Raw genomic sequence first — 19768 nt, forward strand, 5'->3', positions numbered from 1 at the left:
GGCTTTTTTATTACAGCGCTCGCCAGCCGATGTCCGAGCGGAAAAAGCCCATCGGCCAGTCGATCTTTTCAATCGCCGCATAAGCAGCGGCCCGCGCTTCAGGGAAGGTCTTGCCTCGGGCGCAGATATTCAGCACACGCCCGCCGGCTGCCGCCAGCTTGCCATCCTCAAGGCGTTTCGTACCGGCGTGGAAAACGACCACATCTGAACCGAAATCCTGCTCAGCACCACGGATGATAGAGCCGGAGACGGGGCTGTCGGGATAGCCCTGCGCCGCATAGACGACGCAGACGGCGGCTTCATCATGCCATTCTGGCAGGGGCATCTCTTTTAGTTTGCCCTTGGCGGCCGCCAGCAGGTAGGGCACCAGATCGCTTTTGAGCCGGAGCATCAGCACCTGACATTCGGGGTCACCGAAACGGGCATTATATTCCACCAGCCGTCCGTGACCGTTTTCGATCATCAGACCGGCATAGAGGACGCCGGTATAGGGCAGGCCATCGGCCTTCATGCCCTTAAGGGTAGGGTCAAGAATCTCGGTTTGGGTCTGATCAAGGATAGCTTTGGTTACCACAGGTGCGGGGCTGTAGGTGCCCATACCGCCGGTATTGGGGCCTGTGTCGCCGTCAAAGGCGCGTTTGTGATCCTGCGCATAACCGAACAGAAGCGCGGTCTCTCCGTCACACAGGGCAAAGATTGAGGCTTCTTCGCCGGTCATAAATTCTTCGATGACGATTTTTGATGAGGCGGCGCCATAGCGCCCGCCGAACATGGCTTCGACCTCGGCATTGGCGTCCTGAAGGTCGGGTGAAATCGCCACGCCCTTGCCGGCGGCCAGACCATCGGCCTTGATGATATAGGGCGCGGGCAGGGTCTTGAGATAGGCCTTTGCCGAATCCGCATCGGTAAAGGTCTGATAATCAGCCGTCGGAATGTCGTAGCGCTTACAGAAGTCCTTAGTGAAGGCCTTGGAAGATTCCAGTTGCGCGGCCTTTTGTGACGGCCCGAAACAGGGGATGCCCACGGTCTTAAGCGCATCGGCAATGCCTTCGGCCAGCGCCGCTTCGGGGCCAACCACCACAAGATCAGCGGCAATGTCTTTGGCAAGAGTCACCAGACCGGCAACGTCAGTGACCTTAAGGTTATGAATTTCCCCCAGTTCCGCCATGCCCGGATTACCCGGCGCGATAACCAGACGCTTCACCAGCGGGGACTGCCTGATTTTCCACGCCAGCGCATGTTCACGGCCACCGGAGCCAATCAGCAGAATGTTCATAAATCTAAACCTTTGTCATGCGTTGCGGATTTATAGGGCATGTACTTGATACGAACGGAAAGGGGAAGGATTTTTGCCCCCTCTGCCGACTGCGCGTAATGAGGGGTGGAAAGTGTTACCTGCCTTGGGGCTGATGGGTGCAGGGTCAGTGACCCTGCCAGATGGGCTTGCCGGAACCGGGCAGGCCCATAGCAGCCCATTTCTCCGAGACCTTATCGATGACGTCCTGTTCCATATAAAGCTTTTCGCCCCATTCGCGGTGAGTTTCCGGCTCCCACTTATTGGTGGCATCAAGTCCGATCTTGGAACCCAGTCCGCTTTCGGGGGAAGCAAAGTCAAGATAATCAATCGGCGTGTTTTCAATCACCGTAATGTCGCGCGCGGGGTCCATGCGAGTGGATACGGCCCACATGACATCCTTCCAGTCGCGGCAGTTGATGTCCTCATCAACGATGATCAGCCACTTGGTGTACATGAATTGCCTGAGATACGACCATGCCCCCATCATCACGCGCTTGGCGTGTCCCGGATAGGCCTTTTTCATGGAAATCACCGCGATGCGATAGCTGCACCCTTCGGGCGGCAGCCAGAAATCGACAATTTCGGGAAATTGTTGCTGAATGAGCGGAATAAACACCTCATTGAGCGCTTCGCCCAAAACGGAGGGTTCATCGGGCGGACGGCCTGTGAAGGTTGAGAGGTAGATCGGTTTTTTGCGGCGGGTGATGGCCGAAATCTGAAAGATGGGGAATTTTTCGACCGAATTATAATAGCCGGTGTGATCGCCATAGGGGCCTTCGTCGGCATATTCATCGAGCAACACGTGGCCCTCAAGGACGATTTCGGCGTGGGCAGGCACCATCAAAGGCACGGTCTTTGCGGGAACAAGTTCTGCCGCCTGACCGCGCAAAAGGCCCGCAAACTGGTATTCCGACAATGTGTCTGGCACAGGCGTCACCGCCGCCAGAATCAGGCCCGGATCTGCCCCCAGCACCACACAGGCGGGCAGGGGTTCACGCTTTCCGGCTTTTTTCCAGCGCTGATGATGCTGCGCGCCGCCGCGATGAGCCAGCCAGCGCATAATGGCGCGATCCTTACCCAGAACCTGCATGCGATAGATGCCCAGATTGAAATCATCTTCACGTTCGTCTGACGGCCCCTTGGTAACCACAAGACCCCAGGTAATCAGCGGTGCCGGTTCGCCGGGCCAGCAGCCCTGAATCGGAAGTTTCGTCAGGTCGATATCCTCGCCTTTGAGCACCACTTCCTGGACGGGGGCCTTGGAAACGGTCTTGGGGCGCATGCCTAAAACGGTTTTGGCCAGCGGCATCAGGTCAAGCGCATCTTTAAGGCCACGTGGCGGTTCGGGCTGGCGCAAAAAGGCCAGTAGTTCACCCACTTCGCGCAATTCCTGCGGCGTATGGCGTTCTTTCCCTTCAAGGGTGACGCCCATAGCCACGCGCTTTACCGTGCCGAACAGATTGACCAGCACCGGCATGTCCGAAGGTGTCCCATCCGCTAGCAGGACATTTTCAAACAATACGGCGGGGCCTTTTTCGGCCAGCAGACGGGTCTGAATTTCGGTCATCTCAAGGTGCGTTGACACTGGCTCGGTGACGCGCACCAGTTCGCCCTGACGTTCCAGCTTGTCGATAAACTCGCGTAAGGACTTATAGGCGCTCATGAGGGAAATCCATCTTGCACTAAGGGGAGGCTTGGGTAATCAATGCTGTCAACGGTTTACAGAAACAGAGCATCATGGCCAAGACCAAACTTCTGATTATCGGGGCCTCAAGCCTTGTCGGGCGGCGTTTGCGTGAGGCGGTGGCCGGTGATGAGCGTTTTAAGGCCTGTTTCACGACCCGTAAGCCGAAACATCCGGACGATCTGTTTCTCGATCTGCTAAGGCCGGAAGATTTTTTTGGGCAGGGATTTGAGCATGTGATTATCACTTCGCCCATATGGCTGATTACCGATGAGGTGCTCGAGGTCTTGTGGGGGCAGGGCGCTAAACGCATTGTCGCTTTTTCGTCGACCAGTCGCTTTTCCAAGACCTTTTCGCCTGAACCCGAAGAGCGCCGCGTGGCCGAGCTTCTGGCGCGTTCCGAGGGTAAGCTGGTGGCTTTCACCGCCACCCATGACATGACCTTTACTATTCTGCGGCCGACCCTGATTTATGATGAAGGGCATGATGATAACATCAGCCGGATTGCCGCCTTTGTTGACCGGCGCGGCTTTTTTCCGGTCTGTGACGGCGCAAAGGGGATGCGTCAGCCGGTTCATGCCCGCGATCTGGCGCGGGCAGCCTTACGGGCCGTGGTTTCTGAGGCAGCCGCCGACAAAGCCTATGACCTTAGTGGCGGCGAAACCCTGAGCTATCATGACATGGTGGCGCGGGTGTTTGCGGCTAAGGGCAAACGCCCGCGCATTATCTCATTGCCGAAATGGCTTTGGCAAACAGGGTTCTGGCTTAAAAACACCCTAAGCCCGCCAAGTGCGCTGAAAACCAATATCAATATGGCCCTGCGCATGAATACCGATATGGTGTTCGACCATTCGGAAGCTACGCAGGATTTTGGCTATGCGCCGGATGGGTTTAGGCCCTATTTTTTAAAGCAAATAGAGATAGCATTGATGGGTTCTTAGTTGATTGATTTTGTGAGTTGTTAAGGGGGATCAATATCCTCCAATGGCCCGCATTTTAGAGATGGCGGATTGATAACTATATTCAGAGGGTGTCATGCCATCTATAAGTAGATTGGTTTCATTGGAAAAATCGTTTCCAAAATAATCACACTCATATCGCCCACGTATCATGGCCCCAAATGAGTTTGACGCATCGTATTCTATAATTGAATTCCATCTTTTATCCCCCTCTTTTATTGTTATTGTTTTTCCTTTACACCAATCTCCACGGCATGATTTTTCGTATCCGTATTGTGATGACACATTAATACTCGTTTTTTCGGAATATCTCAAATACGATATTGGAGATTTTAGTCGTTTTTTGAACTCATCTTCACATGTTTTCAAGAAAGACAATTTCAGAATCTGAATTTCTGCTTCTCTTTCGGCTTTCAGTTTTTTATGTTCCGCCAGTTCTTTCTTTAATTCTTGTGATTGACGGTATTCGTGTAATTTATCGCAACTGGCTAAGCCTATAGATAGCACTGATATTAAAATCGTTTTTCGCAATATTTCCCCACCCAATGCTCTATCCCTTCAAAAAACTGATTTGTATTTGATCGAACTAGCTAAAGTTATGCTCTAAAAACTTTCCAGGTTACGACTCCACTCACATAACTTCTGGGGCGGTCAGGCCCATCAGGTCAAGACCCTTTTCCAGTTGCGCCAGCGTCAGTTTTACCAGCGCCAGACGCGATGACTTTTGCGCGTCGGTATCGGCGATCAGCACCGGACAGGCGGCGTAGAACTTCGAGAAGGTCTGAGCCAGACGATAGACATGATCAGCCAGAATGTTCGGTGCGCGTTTGAGATAGGTTTCTTTCAGTGCGGCCTCAAAACCATCGAGCAACAGCACCAGTTCACGTTCAGCTGCTTCGGTGACAATGATCTCACCGGCGGAGACGCCCTGCTCCACGGCCTTGCGCAGGATCGATTTCATGCGCACGGCCTGATACATCAGATAGGGGCCGGTCTTGCCTTCAAAGACCATAAACCTATCCAGATCAAACACATAGTTGGTCAGGCGATGGTTCGACAGTTCGGCGAACTTAATGGCTGAAACGGCGATCTGCCACGTGGTTTTATTAAAATCCTCGTCAGACAGACCCTTTCCTAAGCCAGCTTCATGCAAGCGCACGCTAGCGGCACTATTTGCTTGTGCTAATAAGTCACCAAGTTTAAGCACGCCGCCTTCACGGGTTTTGAAGGGCTTGCCGTCTGTACCATTGACCGTGCCATTGGCGATATGCTCAAGCTGGCCTTCGGAGGCATAGCCCGCCAGATAAGCCGCACGGAAGACCTGCGTGAAGTGGTTCGATTGACGCTGATCGACTGCGTAGAGAATGAGGTCGGGGCACTCTTCTTCGCGGCGTTGTTTTATGGTCGCCAGATCAGTAGTGCCGTACATGGCCGAGCCTTCGGAAGACACGACCAGAAGTGGTGGGATTTCCGCCTTATCGTCCTCGCGTGCGACGCGGATGATTTCGGCTCCCTGATCGGTCTCAAGCAGACCTTTTGCCTTTAATTCTTCAATCATCGGCGCAACAAACGGATCAGCATCCGATTCGCCATTCCACAGGTCGAATTCAACCCCTAGTATTCGGTAGTCTTCTTTTAGCGAAGTTTTTGATACATCTACGAAATGCTGCCACAGGGCGCGGTAGCCTTTGCGTCCATCCTGAAGTTCGCGGGTGGCCTTACGGGCACGGTCACGATACTCGGCGTTTTCCTTGCCCTTATTTGAGGCAAAGGGATAAAGGCGTTCAAGGTCTGACAGAAGAACTGGTGAATGTACTGGGTATTCACCGTCAAAGGTCTCATCAAAATAGGGCAGGTCAGGCTGTTCATCCGAAACGGCGGTAATCAGCAGGCCCATCTGATAGCCCCAGTCACCAAAGTGCGCGTCACCAATGACCTCATCGCCCATAAAGCGCATGATGCGCTTCAGGCTTTCGCCAATTACGGCCGTTCTGAGGTGGCCGACATGCATTGGCTTGGCGACGTTTGGCCCACCGTAATCGATAATAACCTTGCGCTTGGTTTCCACCACCGGGGCACCCAGACGTTCATCGGCGCTGAGGGCGTTGGCGCGGTCGCTCAGGGCGCTGTCCGATAATACAAAGTTGAGGAAACCGGGGCCTGCGATCTCAAGGCTTTTGATGGCTGTGTCACCGGTCAGATGTGCGGTAATTTTGGTGGCCACTTCGCGCGGATTGGCCTTGGCCTGTTTGGCGACGGCCAGAGCGCCATTGCACTGAAAATCCGCCAGATCAGGCCGGTCGGAGACATTGACCTTACCCCATGTCGCGTCAAAGCCTTCGCGTACAAAGGCTTCGCCGGTCTTGTCCGTCAGGACGGTTTTGAAATCGGCGGTGTTGGCGAAGGTCTCAGAAAAGGTGGTCATGGCATGTCCATAAATACAATTAAGGACGCTCGTAAAACCTAAGAGCGTCCTCAATCAACCTTAAAATTGAAAAATAGCCTTAGTCGGCGACGCGGGCAAAGCGGAAGCGTTTACCCTGACGGTTGAAGTCGGCCATGGCGGGGGTGACATCAAAGCCCACAAGCACTTCGAAATTGGAACCGGCGACATCGGCTGAGGCGCGGGGGATGACGATGTTTTCAACGCGGGTAGCGATATTGACGGTGTTTTCACTGCCGAACTGAACCGGCAGGTCGAAATATTCCTTAGCCAGAACCGCGTTGTCACGATCGGTCACGGCAACCCAGTAACGATAGGTATAGCCATTGCCTTCGGCCTTAGGGCCTTTGCCCAGCGAAAAGCCGACAATCATCTCAAGTTCGATCGGCGCATCGCCGCGATAGGCGCAGTCGGATGCGACACCATTGATCTGGCCCGTCCATTTGGCATTGGCCGATGATTCGACGTTGTTTTCGAATTCATGATAGCGTGCGGCGTCGTACAAAACCTTGACGTAGGGGCAGGGGCCATCGGCGCGGCGTTTATCCAGGCGCAGGTTTTTGACGCCCCATTCTTCTTCTTCGCGAGCGCGGTCAGCGGCGCTATTCTCGGTGCTTTCACGGTCACGGTTACGCGACTGGGCGTCGGCATCAAGCGGCAGGCTGGTGACCAGCACGCCGGTCAGAGATAAACCCAGCAAAAGCGAACGCAGTTTCGACGACATAAAAGGCCTTTCGCAGCGAAGGAGGCAAAGAGGCGACCTTAGTAACGCCTCACGCGGATTTTTCAAAGACTATAATTTGCAGAGGTAAGCGGCAAAAGCGGCTTTTATTTGCCTTTCTGATTTCTGCGCAAAGTCTGTGGCGAAGTTTGACAAATGCGCTTATGTAAGGCCCATGAGCAAGCCTTCCCTTACGCTTAAACTGGCGACGCCGCGCGGCTTCTGCGCCGGTGTTGACCGTGCCATCCAGATTGTTGAACGCGCCCTCGAATTGCATGGTGCGCCGGTCTATGTGCGCCATGAAATCGTGCATAACAAACATGTCGTGGATCGGCTCAAGGGGCTTGGGGCAGTGTTTGTCAAGGAACTGGAGCAATGTCCGCCAGATCGACCGGTGGTTTTTTCCGCGCATGGTGTGCCGAAATCTGTGCCTGCTGAGGCACGTGACCGCAAGATGTTCTATCTTGATGCGACCTGCCCGCTGGTGTCAAAGGTGCATGTCGAGGCCGAGCGCCACCACAATGAAGGCCGCGAAATCATCCTTATCGGTCATGCCGGTCACCCTGAGGTTATCGGCACTATGGGCCAGCTTCCCGAAGGTGTGGTCAAGCTGATCGAAACTGCCGAAGATGCGCGCACCTATACGCCGGTGGATCCGAAAAATCTGGCCTTTGTCACCCAGACGACGCTTTCGGTCGATGATACCTCTGAGATCGTTGGCATTTTGCAAAGCCGTTTCCCTGAGATCGCCGTGCCGCACAAGGAAGACATTTGCTACGCGACGACCAATCGTCAGGATGCAGTGAAACAGGTGGCGGCCGAGTGTGAGCTGTTTCTGGTGATTGGTTCCAAAAAATCTTCCAACTCCCAACGTCTGGTTGAGGTGGCTTTGCGTGGCGGTACGCAGGTCGCCCATCTGATTGATGATGCCACCCAGATCGATTGGGACTGGTTCAACGGGGTGTCAACGGTGGGCATTTCTGCGGGCGCTTCGGCCCCTGAAAACCTGATTACCGATGTGATTGCGGCTATAGGGGCGCGTTTCGAGACGGAGGTTCACGAAACCGGTGGTGTGCGGGAAACGGTTGTCTTTAAGCTGCCGCGTGTGCTGACCGAAGCTTCAGCCTGATGAAAAAGGTCACTATCTATACTGACGGGGCCTGCAAGGGGAATCCGGGCCGTGGTGGCTGGGGGGCGATCCTCATCTTCGGGCCGCATGAAAAAGACCTGTATGGCTATGAGGCGGAAACCACTAATAACCGCATGGAGTTGATGGCGGTCATTCAGGCGCTTGAGGCCCTGAAAGAGCCGTGTGAAATCGAGCTTCATGCCGACAGTCAGTATGTCCTAAAGGGCATCAAGGAATGGATTCACGGCTGGAAAGCACGTGGCTGGAAAACGGCTGACAAAAAACCGGTGAAAAACGATGACCTGTGGAAGCGGCTTGATGCGGCGCGTCAAAGGCACAAAATCCATTGGAAATGGGTCAAGGGCCATGCCGGTGATGTCATGAATGAACGCGCGGACGCGCTCGCTAATCGGGCGATCGATGAAGCCAACTCTGGTGTGTGAATAAAACGGGCTGACAAATCCCTGAACTTGGGCTTTAGTGTTAACTGAGGGTTAATGCTGGGGCGTTGCGGGGTTCGGGGGGAATGTCAGATGTCGGGGGGCGCACAGGTGCCCAAAAGAAGATTTCACGCTTTCGCTGGCCGTTCGCCAGACTGAGGGCGGCGATCTATTATGACGGCTTCAATCTCTATACGGCGGTTGATGCCTATAAACGTCCCTATCTGAAATGGCTCGATCTTAAGGCATTGGGTCAGGCGCTGGCGCTCAGGTCAGAAGTGGTGAAGCGGGTGGTATGGTGCTCGGCCTTCCGGCCGCAAAACCGCTCAGGCGTCAAACGTCACGAAGACTATATGAAGGCCCTTAAAATCCGTGGTGTCATCTGCCGTGTCGGTCATTATGTCACCGCGCTTGATGGCTGCAATGCCTGTGGCCATAGCTGGCAACTGGCCATCGAAAAGCAGGGCGATGTCAATCTGGCCCTGTCGATTGCTGCCGATGCCGAGGATGATCTGTTTGATGTCTGTTATCTGGTAACCGCCGATGGCGATCATGCGGCGACGGCGCGATATCTGAAGGAACGTTTTCCGCACAAGCAACTGGTGCTGGTCAGCCCGCCCGGTCGATACCCTAACCCGAATATATTGCCCTATGCCGACCGGGCGATGGAGATCGGGCGGGAGTTGCTTGAGGGGGCATTACTACCGCAGATGACGAAGTACAGGCAACGGTTCCTCGGGCCGCAAAAGATCATTCAGCGTCCCGAAGCCTATGATCCGCCGGAACTTCGGGAAAAAGGGCATCTGAAAATGGTTGTGAATAATACATACTGATGTGTATCGAAGTTATCCCTTGTAGGTTTTGCGTAACTCTACCTGACGGAGCAGGTGTGTCTCTTGCCTGATATCTTGCCAGCGTTATTGGCTGTACTTTTATGGGCCGTGTCCGCGCCGGTGGTGAATATCGGTTTGGGGAGACTGCGTCAGGCTCCGCACGATAAGAAGTTCCTGATTCTTATAGCGATGACGACGTGCCTGAGTGCGGGATTTACAGTCTGCTGGGCTTTAAATGGCTTTGTAAATCCACTGGGGGCATGGAGCCCGAATGTGGCCCTGATGGGCCTGTTGATTTTCCCCATAGGCACCGGTCTCTATTATCTCTGTAGTCTGGCCTATGGCGACAGGGCAGAGGTCGCCTCTCAGTTCGCCAATGTCAAACCGGCTGTGTCAATCATGGCGGGGGTGTTGCTGTTCCGTGAGCCTTTCGGGCTGCATGAGGCGGTGGTGTCAGCTATTATTGGTCTGGGGATTGTGGTGATCTTGTCAGGGGCTTTTCATAAGGGGCGTCAGATAACCGGGGTGATGCTCGGGCTGGCGCTGGCGCTGGCCTGGGCGGGCGGTGAAATTCTGGCACGCAGTGTGTCGGGCAATGCCGCCTCCATACATATTACGCTTGGGGCCTTATTCAGCGCTCTGGTGATCACGGCCATGACCACGTTTGTCTACGCGGTGGTGCAGGGAAAACGTGCCAAGCTGAACCGGCTTAAATATCGGTATTTTTGGCCGTTTCTGGTGCATGGCGTCCTGAGTTTCGGCTTTGCCTATATGCTGTTTTTTGAGTCTATCGCGCGCATCGGCCTGTCGCAAACCATATTGCTGACCGTGTTCTGGCCAATGCTGGTTCTGGTGCTAAACCTGATCGTAAGCCGTGTGAAGCGAAAACCGTTCAGGGTTCCGGCCAATGTGCTGACGGCGTCTGTGCTGTTTACGCTGGCCAGTCTGATCCACATTTCATGGCCGGTTTAGTCGCGCGTCATATGGCTTGACAGGTCTGACGGCCCTGCGCAAACATTGGTTATCCTGCGGGAGCAGGCCTGTAAGCCTTCTGTGAGTCCCGCCATGCCTGAACCCTCGTTGAAAACCACCGTCTTACATGCGCACCATGTGGCCCTCGGGGCGCGTATGGTGCCGTTTGCCGGCTATGACATGCCCGTTCAATACGAAGGCGTTGTGGCCGAACACAGGTGGACGCGCGCGTCGGCGGGCCTGTTTGATGTGTCGCATATGGGGCAGGCCAGATTACATGGTGAGGGGGCTGTCGCCACCCTTGAGGCCCTGACGGCGCTGGATGCCAGCCGTCTCAAGGCGGGGCGTCAGAGCTATGCGCTCTTGCTTAATGAACAGGGCGGCATTCTTGATGACTGGATGGTATCACGCCCTGATGCGAACGGCTTCTTCCTTGTGGTCAATGCGGCCTGCAAGGATCAGGATTTCAGGATTATTCAGGAAAATCTGAGGCCGGACACACAGTTTGAGGTTCTCAGTGATCGCGCCCTTCTGGCCTTACAGGGGCCAGAGGCGAAAGCGGTCATGGCCGAGGTCTGTCCGGCAGCTACCGACCTTTATTTCATGGATTGCGGCCGGTTTGAACTGTTGGGGGAAAGGGTGATCATTTCGCGTTCCGGCTATACCGGCGAGGACGGCTTCGAGATCAGTATTCCAAACGCCAAAGCCTCCGAACTGTGGGATCGCCTGCTGGCGTTTGAGGCCGTGAAGCCGGTCGGTCTGGGGGCGCGTGACAGTCTGCGCCTTGAGGCCGGTATGCCGCTTTATGGCCATGAAATGGATGAAACCTGTGCGCCGTTCGAGGCCGGTCTGGGGTTCGGTGTGGCTAAAACCCGTCTGGCGCGCGGCGATGTGCGCGGGCAGGCGCGTTTGGCGGCACAGAAGGCCGGAGCGCTTGAGCGCACCCGCGTGGCCCTTCGGGTTCTGTCCGGGCCGCCCGCCCGCGAAGGGGCGCGGATACTTAGTGAGGACGGCACGGACATAGGTCTGGTTACCTCAGGCGTGCCGTCCCCAAGCCTCGGCTATTCCATTGCCATGGGCTATGTGCCGCCCGCCTTTGCGGCGATGGGCACCGGTCTAAACATCGAAGTGCGCGGCAAATCGCATCCGGCGGAGGTCACCAGCCTGCCGTTTGTCGCCCACAGCTATCACCGAAAACCAAAAGTACAGGAGAGGTAATCATGCGATTCACCAAAGAGCATGAATGGGTCAGGGATCAGGGCGATGGTACGGCCTTTGTCGGCATTTCCAACTATGCTGCCGAAGCGCTGGGGGATGTGGTCTATGTAGAACTGCCTGAGGCGGGACGTGTCGTAAAACAGGGCGAAGCCTTTGGTGTGGTCGAAAGCGTCAAGGCGGCATCCGATGTCTATGCGCCCGTTGATCTTGAGATCATCGAGGGCAATCCGGACCTTGGTAATGACCCCGAAGCGGTCAATGCCGTGCCGGAATCGGGCGCGTGGTTTGTGCGGGCCAGGATCATTAATCCGTCTCAGCTTGAGGCCCTGATGGATTGTACGGCCTATGAGGAGTTCCTCGGAACCCTCTGATTATGGAGTTTCCATGCGTTACCTGCCTTTGAATGATGCGGATCGGGCGCAGATGCTTGAGACCATTGGCGTAGCCTCGGTCGATGATCTGTTTGTCGATGTGCCCGAATCCGCCCGCCTGAGCACGCCGGTTGATCTGCCGCCCTTTGCCGGTGAGCTTGAGGTCGAGGCGCAGATGGCGGCTCTGGCGGCGAAAAACCTCAGCCCGTCACAGGCGGCGTTCTTTGTCGGGGCAGGGGCCTATCGTCACCACATACCGGCCACGGTCGACCATATCATTCAGCGCTCGGAATACCTCACCAGCTACACGCCCTATCAGCCGGAAATTGCGCAGGGTACGCTTCAGGTGCTGTTCGAGTTCCAGACGCAAGTGGCGCGGCTGACGGGCATGTCAGTGGCTAATGCCTCGCTCTATGACGGCTCAACCGCCGCTGCCGAAGGGGTGCTGATGGCGGCGCGGGTGACAAAGCGCAACAAGGCTGTGCTGTCCGGTGGTCTGCATCCGCATTACCGTGAAACCGTGGAAACCCTTGCCCATGCGGTGGGCATAGAGACCGAGGCCCTGACACCGGCGATTGATGCCGAGGCCGATACCTTAAGCCATATTGGTCCCGATACAGCCTGTGTAGTGGTGCAAACCCCAAATGTGTTCGGCACGGCGACCGACCTGACCAAAATCGCCGAAGCGACGCAGGCCGCAGGGGCTTTGCTGATCGTCGTGGTCACCGAGGTCATGTCGCTCGGCCTGTTGAAATCCCCGGCAGAGATGGGCGCGGATGTCGTCGCCGCCGAAGGGCAATCCATTGGCGTGCCTCTGTCCTATGGTGGGCCTTATGTCGGCCTGTTTGCCGCAAAAGATAAATATCTGCGCCAGATGCCGGGCAGACTATGCGGTGAAACGGTCGATGCCAATGGTGAGCGCGGCTTTGTCCTGACGCTTTCAACGCGCGAGCAGCATATCCGCCGCGAAAAGGCGACCTCGAATATCTGCACCAATTCCGGCCTGTGTGCGCTGGCCTTTTCCATTCACCTTAGTTTGCTGGGCCAGACGGGGCTGAAGCGGGTGGCGAAAATTAATTACCAAAAGGCCCATGACCTGAAAGACGCGCTTTCGGCCATTGATGGCGTAGAGGTGCTGACGCCGCGTTTTTTCAATGAATTTACCCTGAAACTGCCGAAATCGGCCGATCAGATCGTCGAGGCATTGGCCGCAAAAGGCGTGCTGGGCGGCGTGCCATTCTCACGCCTTCATCGGGGGGAAGGGTATGAAAACTGGCTGATTGTGGCGGCCACCGAAACCAATACTGAGGCCGATCAGGCGCAATTTGTCGCCGCGCTTACGGAGGTGCTGGCATGAGTATGAACCGCACAGGTCGCCCGACGGCACCGGTTGTCACTGCACACGAAGGCTTTGCGTCCCTGACCGACGGGCGGGGGCTTCTGCAATCGGAACGCCTGATTTTTGAGAAGAAAGACTATACGCGCACGGGCGTTGATTTCGCTGACATAGAGATTGCCGCCGATGATCTCAGCGGGTTGCTGCGCGAAGAGGATATGGGGTTGCCCGGTCTGACTGAGCCAGAGGCCATACGCCACTATGTGCGCCTGTCGCAATATAATCATGCGATCGATCTGGCGCTCTATCCTCTGGGATCATGCACCATGAAGCACAATCCGCGCCTCAATGAGAAAATGGCACGCCTGACGGGGCTTGGGGATATTCATCCCTTGCAGCCGGTATCGACGGTTCAGGGGGCGATTCAACTGATGGATGTGCTGGCCCGCTGGCTGAAAACCCTGACGGGTATGCCGGCGGTCGCTCTGTCGCCCAAGGCGGGTGCACATGGGGAACTGTGCGGGCTTTTGGCCATCAAGGCCGCGCATGAAGCCAGCGGGCAGGGCCATCGCCGCACGGTTCTGGTGCCGAAATCGGCCCACGGCACAAATCCGGCGACGGCAGCCTTTGTCGGCTATAGCGTGCGTGAGATCGGACAGACGGCGGATGGGCGCGTCGATATTGCAGACCTTAAGGCCAGGCTGTCTGACGATGTGGCGGCGATTATGCTGACCAATCCCAATACCTGCGGTTTGTTTGAACGCGATATCATCGCCATTGCTGATATCATCCATGCGGCGGGCGGCTATTTTTACTGCGATGGGGCCAATTTCAACGCCATAGTCGGACGGGTGAGGCCGGGTGACCTTGGGGTCGATGCCATGCACATCAACCTGCACAAGACCTTCTCGACGCCGCACGGTGGTGGCGGGCCGGGCGCGGGGCCGGTGGTGCTGTCCGAAGCTCTGGCCGCCTTCGCGCCTGCGCCCTGGGTAGTCTCCGGTGCGGACGGTTTCGACCTGCTTGAGCATGGCGAAGGGGAAAGTGCGGCAAACTTCGGGCGTATGTGTGCCTTCCACGGCCAGATGGGCATGTATATCCGCGCCCTGACCTATATGCTCAGTCATGGGGCCGATGGTCTGCGACAGGTATCTGGTGATGCGGTGCTGAATGCCAACTACATTAAGGCGTCGCTATCCGATCTGATGAGCGTGCCCTTTCCCGACGGCCCCTGTATGCACGAGGCCTTGTTTGACGATAAATGGCTTGAGGGGACGGGTGTGACCACGCTTGATTTCGCCAAGGCGATGATCGACGAAGGCTTTCACCCCATGACCATGTATTTCCCGCTGGTCGTGCACGGGGCCATGCTGATTGAGCCGACCGAAACCGAATCGAAGACGGAACTCGACCGGTTTATCACAGCTTTACGGGCGCTGGCCGAAGACGCGGTTAAGCCGTCGAATGACAAGACACGCTTTACGGCTGCCCCGCACCTCGCGCCGACAAAACGTCTGGATGAGACGCGCGCGGCGCGCTTCCCAAGACTCGTGTGGTAAACTCCTGTGTGGTAAAACTATGTGGTAATAGGGCATCACCTGCGGATTAATAAATTCAGGCCGTAATTTCGTCTTAAGCCTTACTTTATAATCATCGGTATGATCCCTATATCGGGACATATCAGGCCGTCATAAATTACAGTTATGATTGGCCGATCCCCCGACTGCATATTCGAAACCCCTTGTCTGAGACCGCACTACGGTCGCCGGAGCCCCGTTATGACCCCGCCCGAAATGCGTGCAAATGCAGGCGTTTTGGCCAAGCCCTCCAAGGCCTCCCGGAGGAAGGGGAAATCGCGCGCTATTGTCATGGAAGTGCCTGACATCCTAAAGCCGCAAAAGAAAGCCCGTAAAAAGAAAAGCCTCCTGTTTATGGGCATGCGTCGGGTGTGGCGTCTGTTCCTTATGGGGACCGGATCTTTGCTGATTGTGGCCGGTGCTTTGATTGCGCCTTTGCCCGGCCCGTTTGGTCTGCCTATATCCTTGCTTGGCCTTGTGGTGGTTATGCGTAACTCATATTGGGCCAAGCGTCAGTTCATCCGCCTGAAGAAAAAGCATCCTAACTGGCTGATGCCGATCCGTAAGTTGCTGCGGCCCAAGCCCAAGGTGGCCTCGGTCTTTTGGCAGCAGGCCCTGAGGACTGAGCGTCTGGTCTTCAGGCGTGAAAATCGTGTCCTGCGGGTATTCAGGCATCGCTTCCTGCGCCCAAGAAAATGAAAAGGCTCCGGCAGTACCGGAGCCTTTTGTTTTACATGCGCATAAAATGTCTGTTCAAACGCAAGAAGCCGACTGTACCTGAGGGATTGTCACCATAAAGCGGCTTAAGCCCTGACGGCAGATGGGTTTGCTGCCTGACCAGACCGACCCCGATATCGGTTGTGCCTGATAACCGGAAGGTGCGCAAAACGCCGATTTCGCTTTTGGCGACCCAATGGGCCTGATGTTCCACCAGTTCATCATGATGCACGCGTTCATAGCGGCCCATCAAAGTCCATTGCGGATTAAACGCCATATTGGCCTCAAGCAGCCAGGCATCCATAGGGTCTGTGGCGTGGTGCCCGCCTTCGGCCTCTTTGCGGCCCCAGGCCAGAGCCGTATTCAGGCGCGCCTTCCCAATGGTATGAGCGGTTTCGACGCTGGCCGAGGTCTTGGTCAGGTCAACATCCGGATAAAGTCCCTCAGGGCTTTTGACATCGGCGCGGGATATCTGTGCCTGAATACCATCGGTGATCTGCCACTTAAGGCGTACCGCCGTTGAATCGAGTTTCGGCGTTTCAAGGTCGAAGCGCTTTTCGTCCGGCTCGCGTCCTGTAAAGCGGGCGGCCTCAATCGTCAGCGGGCCATAGCTGTAACCGGCACTGACAACGCCCATGGTCACATGCGCCGAGTCGAACCAGTGATGAGTGATCGGCGCGGTCGGCAGGTTTTCCCCCGAAGGCCGGTGCATGAAGGTGGTAGGGCCGAACGGGGTTTCCGATGGCCAGCCGATTTTCACATAGCCCGATGAGCGTGCATCAAAGCGCCGCGTTAGTTTGGCTGACATATCCATAAACAGGTCATGCGGATGCTGGGCGTCGATCAGGGGCGTTACGCCATCAGCGGTTTCTCCGGCCTGAAGCAGCAGGGGATAGCCGCCCTTGCCCATGAACGGGTCAGGCGACAGCATCAGTTGCAACTCAAGCGTATCATGCTCTGACAACTGGCGTTTGGCATTGAGCATTCCCATACCGGCGATGAAACTTTTGGAGCCGCCGCGAGGGCCTGACTGGTCGATACTGACGCCATCAAGGCGGATATGGCCGTGGATTTGCCAGTCGGATACACTGACGGCTTCGGAAGGAGAGGGGGCTGAGGGCGTGTGGTGGTGGTGGCTGTGGTCTTGCGCCGCAACCGGCACAGCAAACAGCCAAAGCGCTGCGCCACCAGAGAGGGCGCACAAAGAAGAGGATTTCATAGATATAGCTTTCAAATGGATTGCAAAGAGCGGGAAGCCTCAGAGCAAAGCATTTGGCGGGCGAAGCACTTCGTAGGGGGCAAAGGAAACGGGTCGATTGTCCCGACTGGGCCGCAGAGGGGCGGCGTGGCTATGGAGGCGGACAAACAAAACCGGTTCAGGCACGATGACTGCCACCGAACAGCATGCCAGATGCGCGGAGACGACGGGTTTGCCCTTATTGGGCGTGGACGGTGATTCGCTTGAGTGGCAGGGCGTGGCGCTTTCGGGCGTAGGCGCAGACAGGGCGGGCGTGACCAGCGATACCTGCATCGCTATAAGCGCCGTCAGCGCAAGGGTAAGCAAGGCCCTGATAAAACGGTTCATGCCGCCTTGCCGAACCGCAACTTACCCAAGGTTTCAAACAGGCCCAGCAAGCCGTCTTCGGGTTTGAAGGGCAATTTAGCCTTGAACTTTTCAAAGGCCATGACCTGTTCGATATTACGTTCAACCTGCTCGTTTTGGGCGATTCGGCCCTGAGAGAGCCGCGTCAGAAGGGCGGTCGCCAGAATTCCCGAAACGATGGCGCGTTTGGAATAATGGTTTTCATCGAGCGCCTTATCGCCCGCCTTCTGCCAGATCAGGTCAGCTGATTCCCACAGAAGCCGCTGATAAAGCCCTAGGTGCTGCGGCAGGGCCAGATGCCCTGTCAGGCGACGGGCCACCGGCTCATCGCTGGCGGCGGCATCAAGCCAGGTCACCAGCAGGGTGCGTATTTTGTCACGGATTTTCAGCCCCTCAAGGGCTTCGGGTGTGCAATTGTCTGTTACGGCCTGATTGGCCTGACGCCAGAGAATCGCAGCTATATCCTGCGGGCCATTGGGGCAGAGCAGGGAGACTTCGCCTTCGTTGAGGCCCGTGTCCTGTGCCGCACGACGCAAGGCATGGCTGCTGAGGCCCAGAGTGGGTATATAAGCAGCCGTGGCCGCAGCCAGCCTGAGTTCAAGCGTATGCAAGGATTCCTGTGACATGGCCTGATCATATGCCTTATGCAGGCAAGTGAGAAGGATTTTATCAAAATTCTGGTCGATTAGGACGTTTCCTTTAAGGCTTTGACTTGCCATCATGGCGGCCTTGCTGTAAGGCCTTGCGCCACACGCCTGCAAACCGCCGTTTGCGGGCAGGATTTTTTTTAGCCGCTGCCATCAAGATGGGCGATGCGGCAATCACCGAATGGAGAGATACCTCTGGTTCAGATTTTTGTCCGCGACAACAACGTCGATCAAGCGCTTAAGGCCCTGAAGAAAAAAATGCAGCGTGAAGGTTCCTTCCGCGAAATGAAGCGCCACGTGCATTACGAAAAGCCTTCGGAAAAGCGCGCCCGTCAGCAGGCTGAAGCCGTGCGCCGCGCCCGTAAGCTGGCCCGCAAGCGGATTCAGCGCGAAGGCGGTGGGGTTGTGGCGCGCGGTCGCGCCTAAGCGATCCAGAGGTTATGCCTTTTAAAAAGCGCCGGAGTGTAAGCTCCGGCGCTTTTTCTTTGGGGGAGATGTCCTAATGGTCATTGACCGTTGCGTGCGGTCTTGACATTTTGGACGGGATTTTGAGGGAGCCACAGAAAATGCCGCGCAGGACACTGACGCACAGTCTGGCCTCATGGCTGGGGGAATGGGACGAAGACAAACTGCGGCGGGTGCTGCATGTCACACTGGCTGTACTGACCGGCCTTCTGGCGGGCATGGTGCTGGATACCCTGTTCCGGCTGACCGGCAATTTTATATTCCCGCCGCCGCCAACACTGGATATGGCCTCGTCGGAAGATATCCGCGCCTTGCTTGATACGATTCCGGCGGATGCCTATATTGTCAAGCTTCTGGGCTGGACGCTGGGCACGTTTGGCGGGGGATATCTGGCGGCACGTATTGCCCGCACCGGCGGTTATCCGGCGTGGCTGACGGCCATATTGCTCTATGCCGGTTTCCTGCTTCACCTGCTGATTATTCCACACCCGAACTGGGTCGTATTCATCAGTATCCCGCTCTGTGGCGTAGCGGCCTATCTGGCGGGGCTGGCGGGGATGCAGGCGACCATGCGTCACCTGCGCCAGCAGGGGACTATTTAACCTGATCACTAACGATAATGCGCCTTGGCACATTATCAAAGGTCACAGAGGTGGCGTTTTTGAAATCGGCCGGAACAAAGAAGGGCGTTCCGGCGGGAACGACATCATTGCGCGGGGTCTTGGGCAGGGCTCTGGTGCTGCCGTCCGAAAGCGTCACGGTGCCATTGCCCGCGCCATCGAAGAAAACGCGATCCTGACGCGGGATGGCCAGCGCCATCACGCCGCCGACCTTACGGGCGACACGGTTGGTTTGATCGACGGCCTTGGCCAGTGGGGCTGTCGGCATGGTTTTCGCCGGTTTGGCCGTCGCATAGACCCTCAGGCGCATGGCGACCGACATGGTAGACGGGCCGGTGACTTCGATTCGCGCACCGGAATTCATCTGCGCCAATGTCGGCAGAGGCGAGATGCGGCCATCGGCCAGAATGCTGAGCCTGGTTGACTGCCCGCCCTGCTTTAGCAGAATCTGGGCATCCTTCGGGTTGCCGTTCTTGATGCGCAGAACGTAGTTCAGATTGATGGCATCGCGTTCCGCAACGGGCAGGCCCAGAAAGCCCTTCAGCAGCGGAAAGGCTCTGTCGGCGGCAACTTCGTTACGATAGACGCCGTCCTGAGTGGTCTGAGCCATTACGGGTGTAACGGCGGTGAAGCTGGCTGTACTCAGGGCGGCCCCAAGCAACAGGGCCTTTACCGCTTTGGCTGTCATAGTCTCTCTCATCAATATGTGCATATGCGTAATATAGGATGCCTATAT

Annotated in this window: 21 protein-coding genes; 12 read left to right on the forward strand and 9 right to left on the reverse strand. The window is 56.2% G+C overall.

Annotated elements, in window-relative coordinates; translation table 11 throughout:
• Positions 1 to 10 precede the first annotated feature (10 nt).
• Positions 11 to 1276, reverse strand: coding sequence for a phosphoribosylamine--glycine ligase (gene purD, locus E5201_RS04290; RefSeq protein ID WP_140984776.1), 1266 nt, complete (start codon positions 1274 to 1276; stop codon positions 11 to 13).
• Between the two features lie 145 nt (positions 1277 to 1421).
• The gene (locus E5201_RS04295) at positions 1422 to 2960 is read right to left on the reverse strand and encodes a UbiD family decarboxylase (protein ID WP_140984777.1); all 1539 of its coding nucleotides are present in this window, start codon (positions 2958 to 2960) and stop codon (positions 1422 to 1424) included.
• A gap of 74 nt (positions 2961 to 3034) precedes the next feature.
• Between E5201_RS04295 and E5201_RS04300 the strand changes: the two genes are divergently transcribed.
• Complete coding sequence (locus E5201_RS04300) at positions 3035 to 3922, forward strand: SDR family oxidoreductase (RefSeq protein ID WP_140984778.1); 888 nt, start codon at positions 3035 to 3037, stop codon at positions 3920 to 3922.
• Between the two features lie 30 nt (positions 3923 to 3952).
• On the opposite strand, the gene E5201_RS04305 is transcribed toward E5201_RS04300, so the two are convergent.
• From E5201_RS04305 to E5201_RS04315, 3 genes are all read right to left on the reverse strand, one after another.
• On the reverse strand, positions 3953 to 4486 hold the full coding sequence (locus E5201_RS04305) for a hypothetical protein (protein ID WP_140984779.1): 534 nt from the start codon (positions 4484 to 4486) through the stop codon (positions 3953 to 3955).
• A gap of 85 nt (positions 4487 to 4571) precedes the next feature.
• Positions 4572 to 6365 carry an arginine--tRNA ligase gene (gene argS / locus E5201_RS04310; protein WP_140984780.1) on the reverse strand — a complete coding sequence of 598 codons (1794 nt, stop codon included), beginning with the start codon at positions 6363 to 6365 and terminating at the stop codon, positions 4572 to 4574.
• A gap of 79 nt (positions 6366 to 6444) precedes the next feature.
• The gene (locus E5201_RS04315) at positions 6445 to 7107 is read right to left on the reverse strand and encodes a Tat pathway signal sequence domain protein (protein WP_140984781.1); all 663 of its coding nucleotides are present in this window, start codon (positions 7105 to 7107) and stop codon (positions 6445 to 6447) included.
• A gap of 172 nt (positions 7108 to 7279) precedes the next feature.
• Here E5201_RS04315 and ispH point away from each other — a divergent pair, with 172 nt between their 5' ends.
• From ispH to E5201_RS04360, 9 genes are all read left to right on the forward strand, one after another.
• Positions 7280 to 8233 carry a 4-hydroxy-3-methylbut-2-enyl diphosphate reductase gene (ispH, locus tag E5201_RS04320; protein WP_140984782.1) on the forward strand — a complete coding sequence of 318 codons (954 nt, stop codon included), beginning with the start codon at positions 7280 to 7282 and terminating at the stop codon, positions 8231 to 8233.
• Positions 8230 to 8676, forward strand: coding sequence for a ribonuclease HI (gene rnhA / locus E5201_RS04325; protein ID WP_219993591.1), 447 nt, complete (start codon positions 8230 to 8232; stop codon positions 8674 to 8676). Before ispH ends, rnhA begins: the two co-directional genes overlap by 4 nt.
• Before the next feature lie 83 nt (positions 8677 to 8759).
• Complete coding sequence (locus E5201_RS04330; protein WP_140984784.1) at positions 8760 to 9506, forward strand: NYN domain-containing protein; 747 nt, start codon at positions 8760 to 8762, stop codon at positions 9504 to 9506.
• 63 nt (positions 9507 to 9569) lie between these two features.
• On the forward strand, positions 9570 to 10478 hold the full coding sequence (locus tag E5201_RS04335; RefSeq protein ID WP_140984785.1) for an EamA family transporter: 909 nt from the start codon (positions 9570 to 9572) through the stop codon (positions 10476 to 10478).
• Positions 10479 to 10571: 93 nt separating this feature from the next.
• Positions 10572 to 11696: a glycine cleavage system aminomethyltransferase GcvT gene (gene gcvT / locus E5201_RS04340; protein WP_140984786.1), complete on the forward strand. Its 1125-nt coding sequence runs from the start codon at positions 10572 to 10574 to the stop codon at positions 11694 to 11696.
• Positions 11697 to 11698: 2 nt separating this feature from the next.
• The gene (gene gcvH, locus E5201_RS04345; protein WP_140984787.1) at positions 11699 to 12067 is read left to right on the forward strand and encodes a glycine cleavage system protein GcvH; all 369 of its coding nucleotides are present in this window, start codon (positions 11699 to 11701) and stop codon (positions 12065 to 12067) included.
• Between the two features lie 13 nt (positions 12068 to 12080).
• Positions 12081 to 13424: an aminomethyl-transferring glycine dehydrogenase subunit GcvPA gene (gene gcvPA / locus E5201_RS04350; protein ID WP_140984788.1), complete on the forward strand. Its 1344-nt coding sequence runs from the start codon at positions 12081 to 12083 to the stop codon at positions 13422 to 13424.
• The gene (gene gcvPB / locus E5201_RS04355) at positions 13421 to 14962 is read left to right on the forward strand and encodes an aminomethyl-transferring glycine dehydrogenase subunit GcvPB (protein ID WP_140984789.1); all 1542 of its coding nucleotides are present in this window, start codon (positions 13421 to 13423) and stop codon (positions 14960 to 14962) included. Before gcvPA ends, gcvPB begins: the two co-directional genes overlap by 4 nt.
• A gap of 219 nt (positions 14963 to 15181) precedes the next feature.
• Positions 15182 to 15679, forward strand: a complete 498-nt coding sequence (locus E5201_RS04360) for a hypothetical protein (protein WP_219993565.1) — start codon at positions 15182 to 15184, stop codon at positions 15677 to 15679.
• Positions 15680 to 15710: 31 nt separating this feature from the next.
• On the opposite strand, the gene E5201_RS04365 is transcribed toward E5201_RS04360, so the two are convergent.
• Genes E5201_RS04365 through E5201_RS04375 form a run of 3 tightly spaced genes read right to left on the reverse strand, consistent with a single transcriptional unit; the run spans position 15711 to position 17926 of the window.
• Complete coding sequence (locus tag E5201_RS04365; RefSeq protein WP_140984791.1) at positions 15711 to 16916, reverse strand: hypothetical protein; 1206 nt, start codon at positions 16914 to 16916, stop codon at positions 15711 to 15713.
• A 39-nt stretch (positions 16917 to 16955) separates the two neighbouring features.
• Positions 16956 to 17282: a hypothetical protein gene (locus tag E5201_RS04370; protein ID WP_140984792.1), complete on the reverse strand. Its 327-nt coding sequence runs from the start codon at positions 17280 to 17282 to the stop codon at positions 16956 to 16958.
• Positions 17279 to 17926: a COQ9 family protein gene (locus E5201_RS04375; RefSeq protein WP_140984793.1), complete on the reverse strand. Its 648-nt coding sequence runs from the start codon at positions 17924 to 17926 to the stop codon at positions 17279 to 17281. Before E5201_RS04375 ends, E5201_RS04370 begins: the two co-directional genes overlap by 4 nt.
• A 186-nt stretch (positions 17927 to 18112) precedes the next feature.
• On the opposite strand from E5201_RS04375, the gene rpsU reads away from it, so the two are divergent.
• Positions 18113 to 18373, forward strand: a complete 261-nt coding sequence (gene rpsU / locus E5201_RS04380; protein WP_140984794.1) for a 30S ribosomal protein S21 — start codon at positions 18113 to 18115, stop codon at positions 18371 to 18373.
• Positions 18374 to 18513: 140 nt separating this feature from the next.
• Positions 18514 to 19014: a hypothetical protein gene (locus tag E5201_RS04385; RefSeq protein ID WP_140984795.1), complete on the forward strand. Its 501-nt coding sequence runs from the start codon at positions 18514 to 18516 to the stop codon at positions 19012 to 19014.
• Here E5201_RS04385 and E5201_RS04390 read toward each other — a convergent pair.
• On the reverse strand, positions 19007 to 19720 hold the full coding sequence (locus tag E5201_RS04390; protein ID WP_140984796.1) for a hypothetical protein: 714 nt from the start codon (positions 19718 to 19720) through the stop codon (positions 19007 to 19009). The genes E5201_RS04385 and E5201_RS04390 overlap by 8 nt on opposite strands.
• Between the last annotated feature and the right edge of the window lie 48 nt (positions 19721 to 19768).

The sequence above is a fragment of the Asticcacaulis tiandongensis genome (assembly GCF_006475605.1).
Lineage (GTDB): Bacteria > Pseudomonadota > Alphaproteobacteria > Caulobacterales > Caulobacteraceae > Asticcacaulis > Asticcacaulis tiandongensis.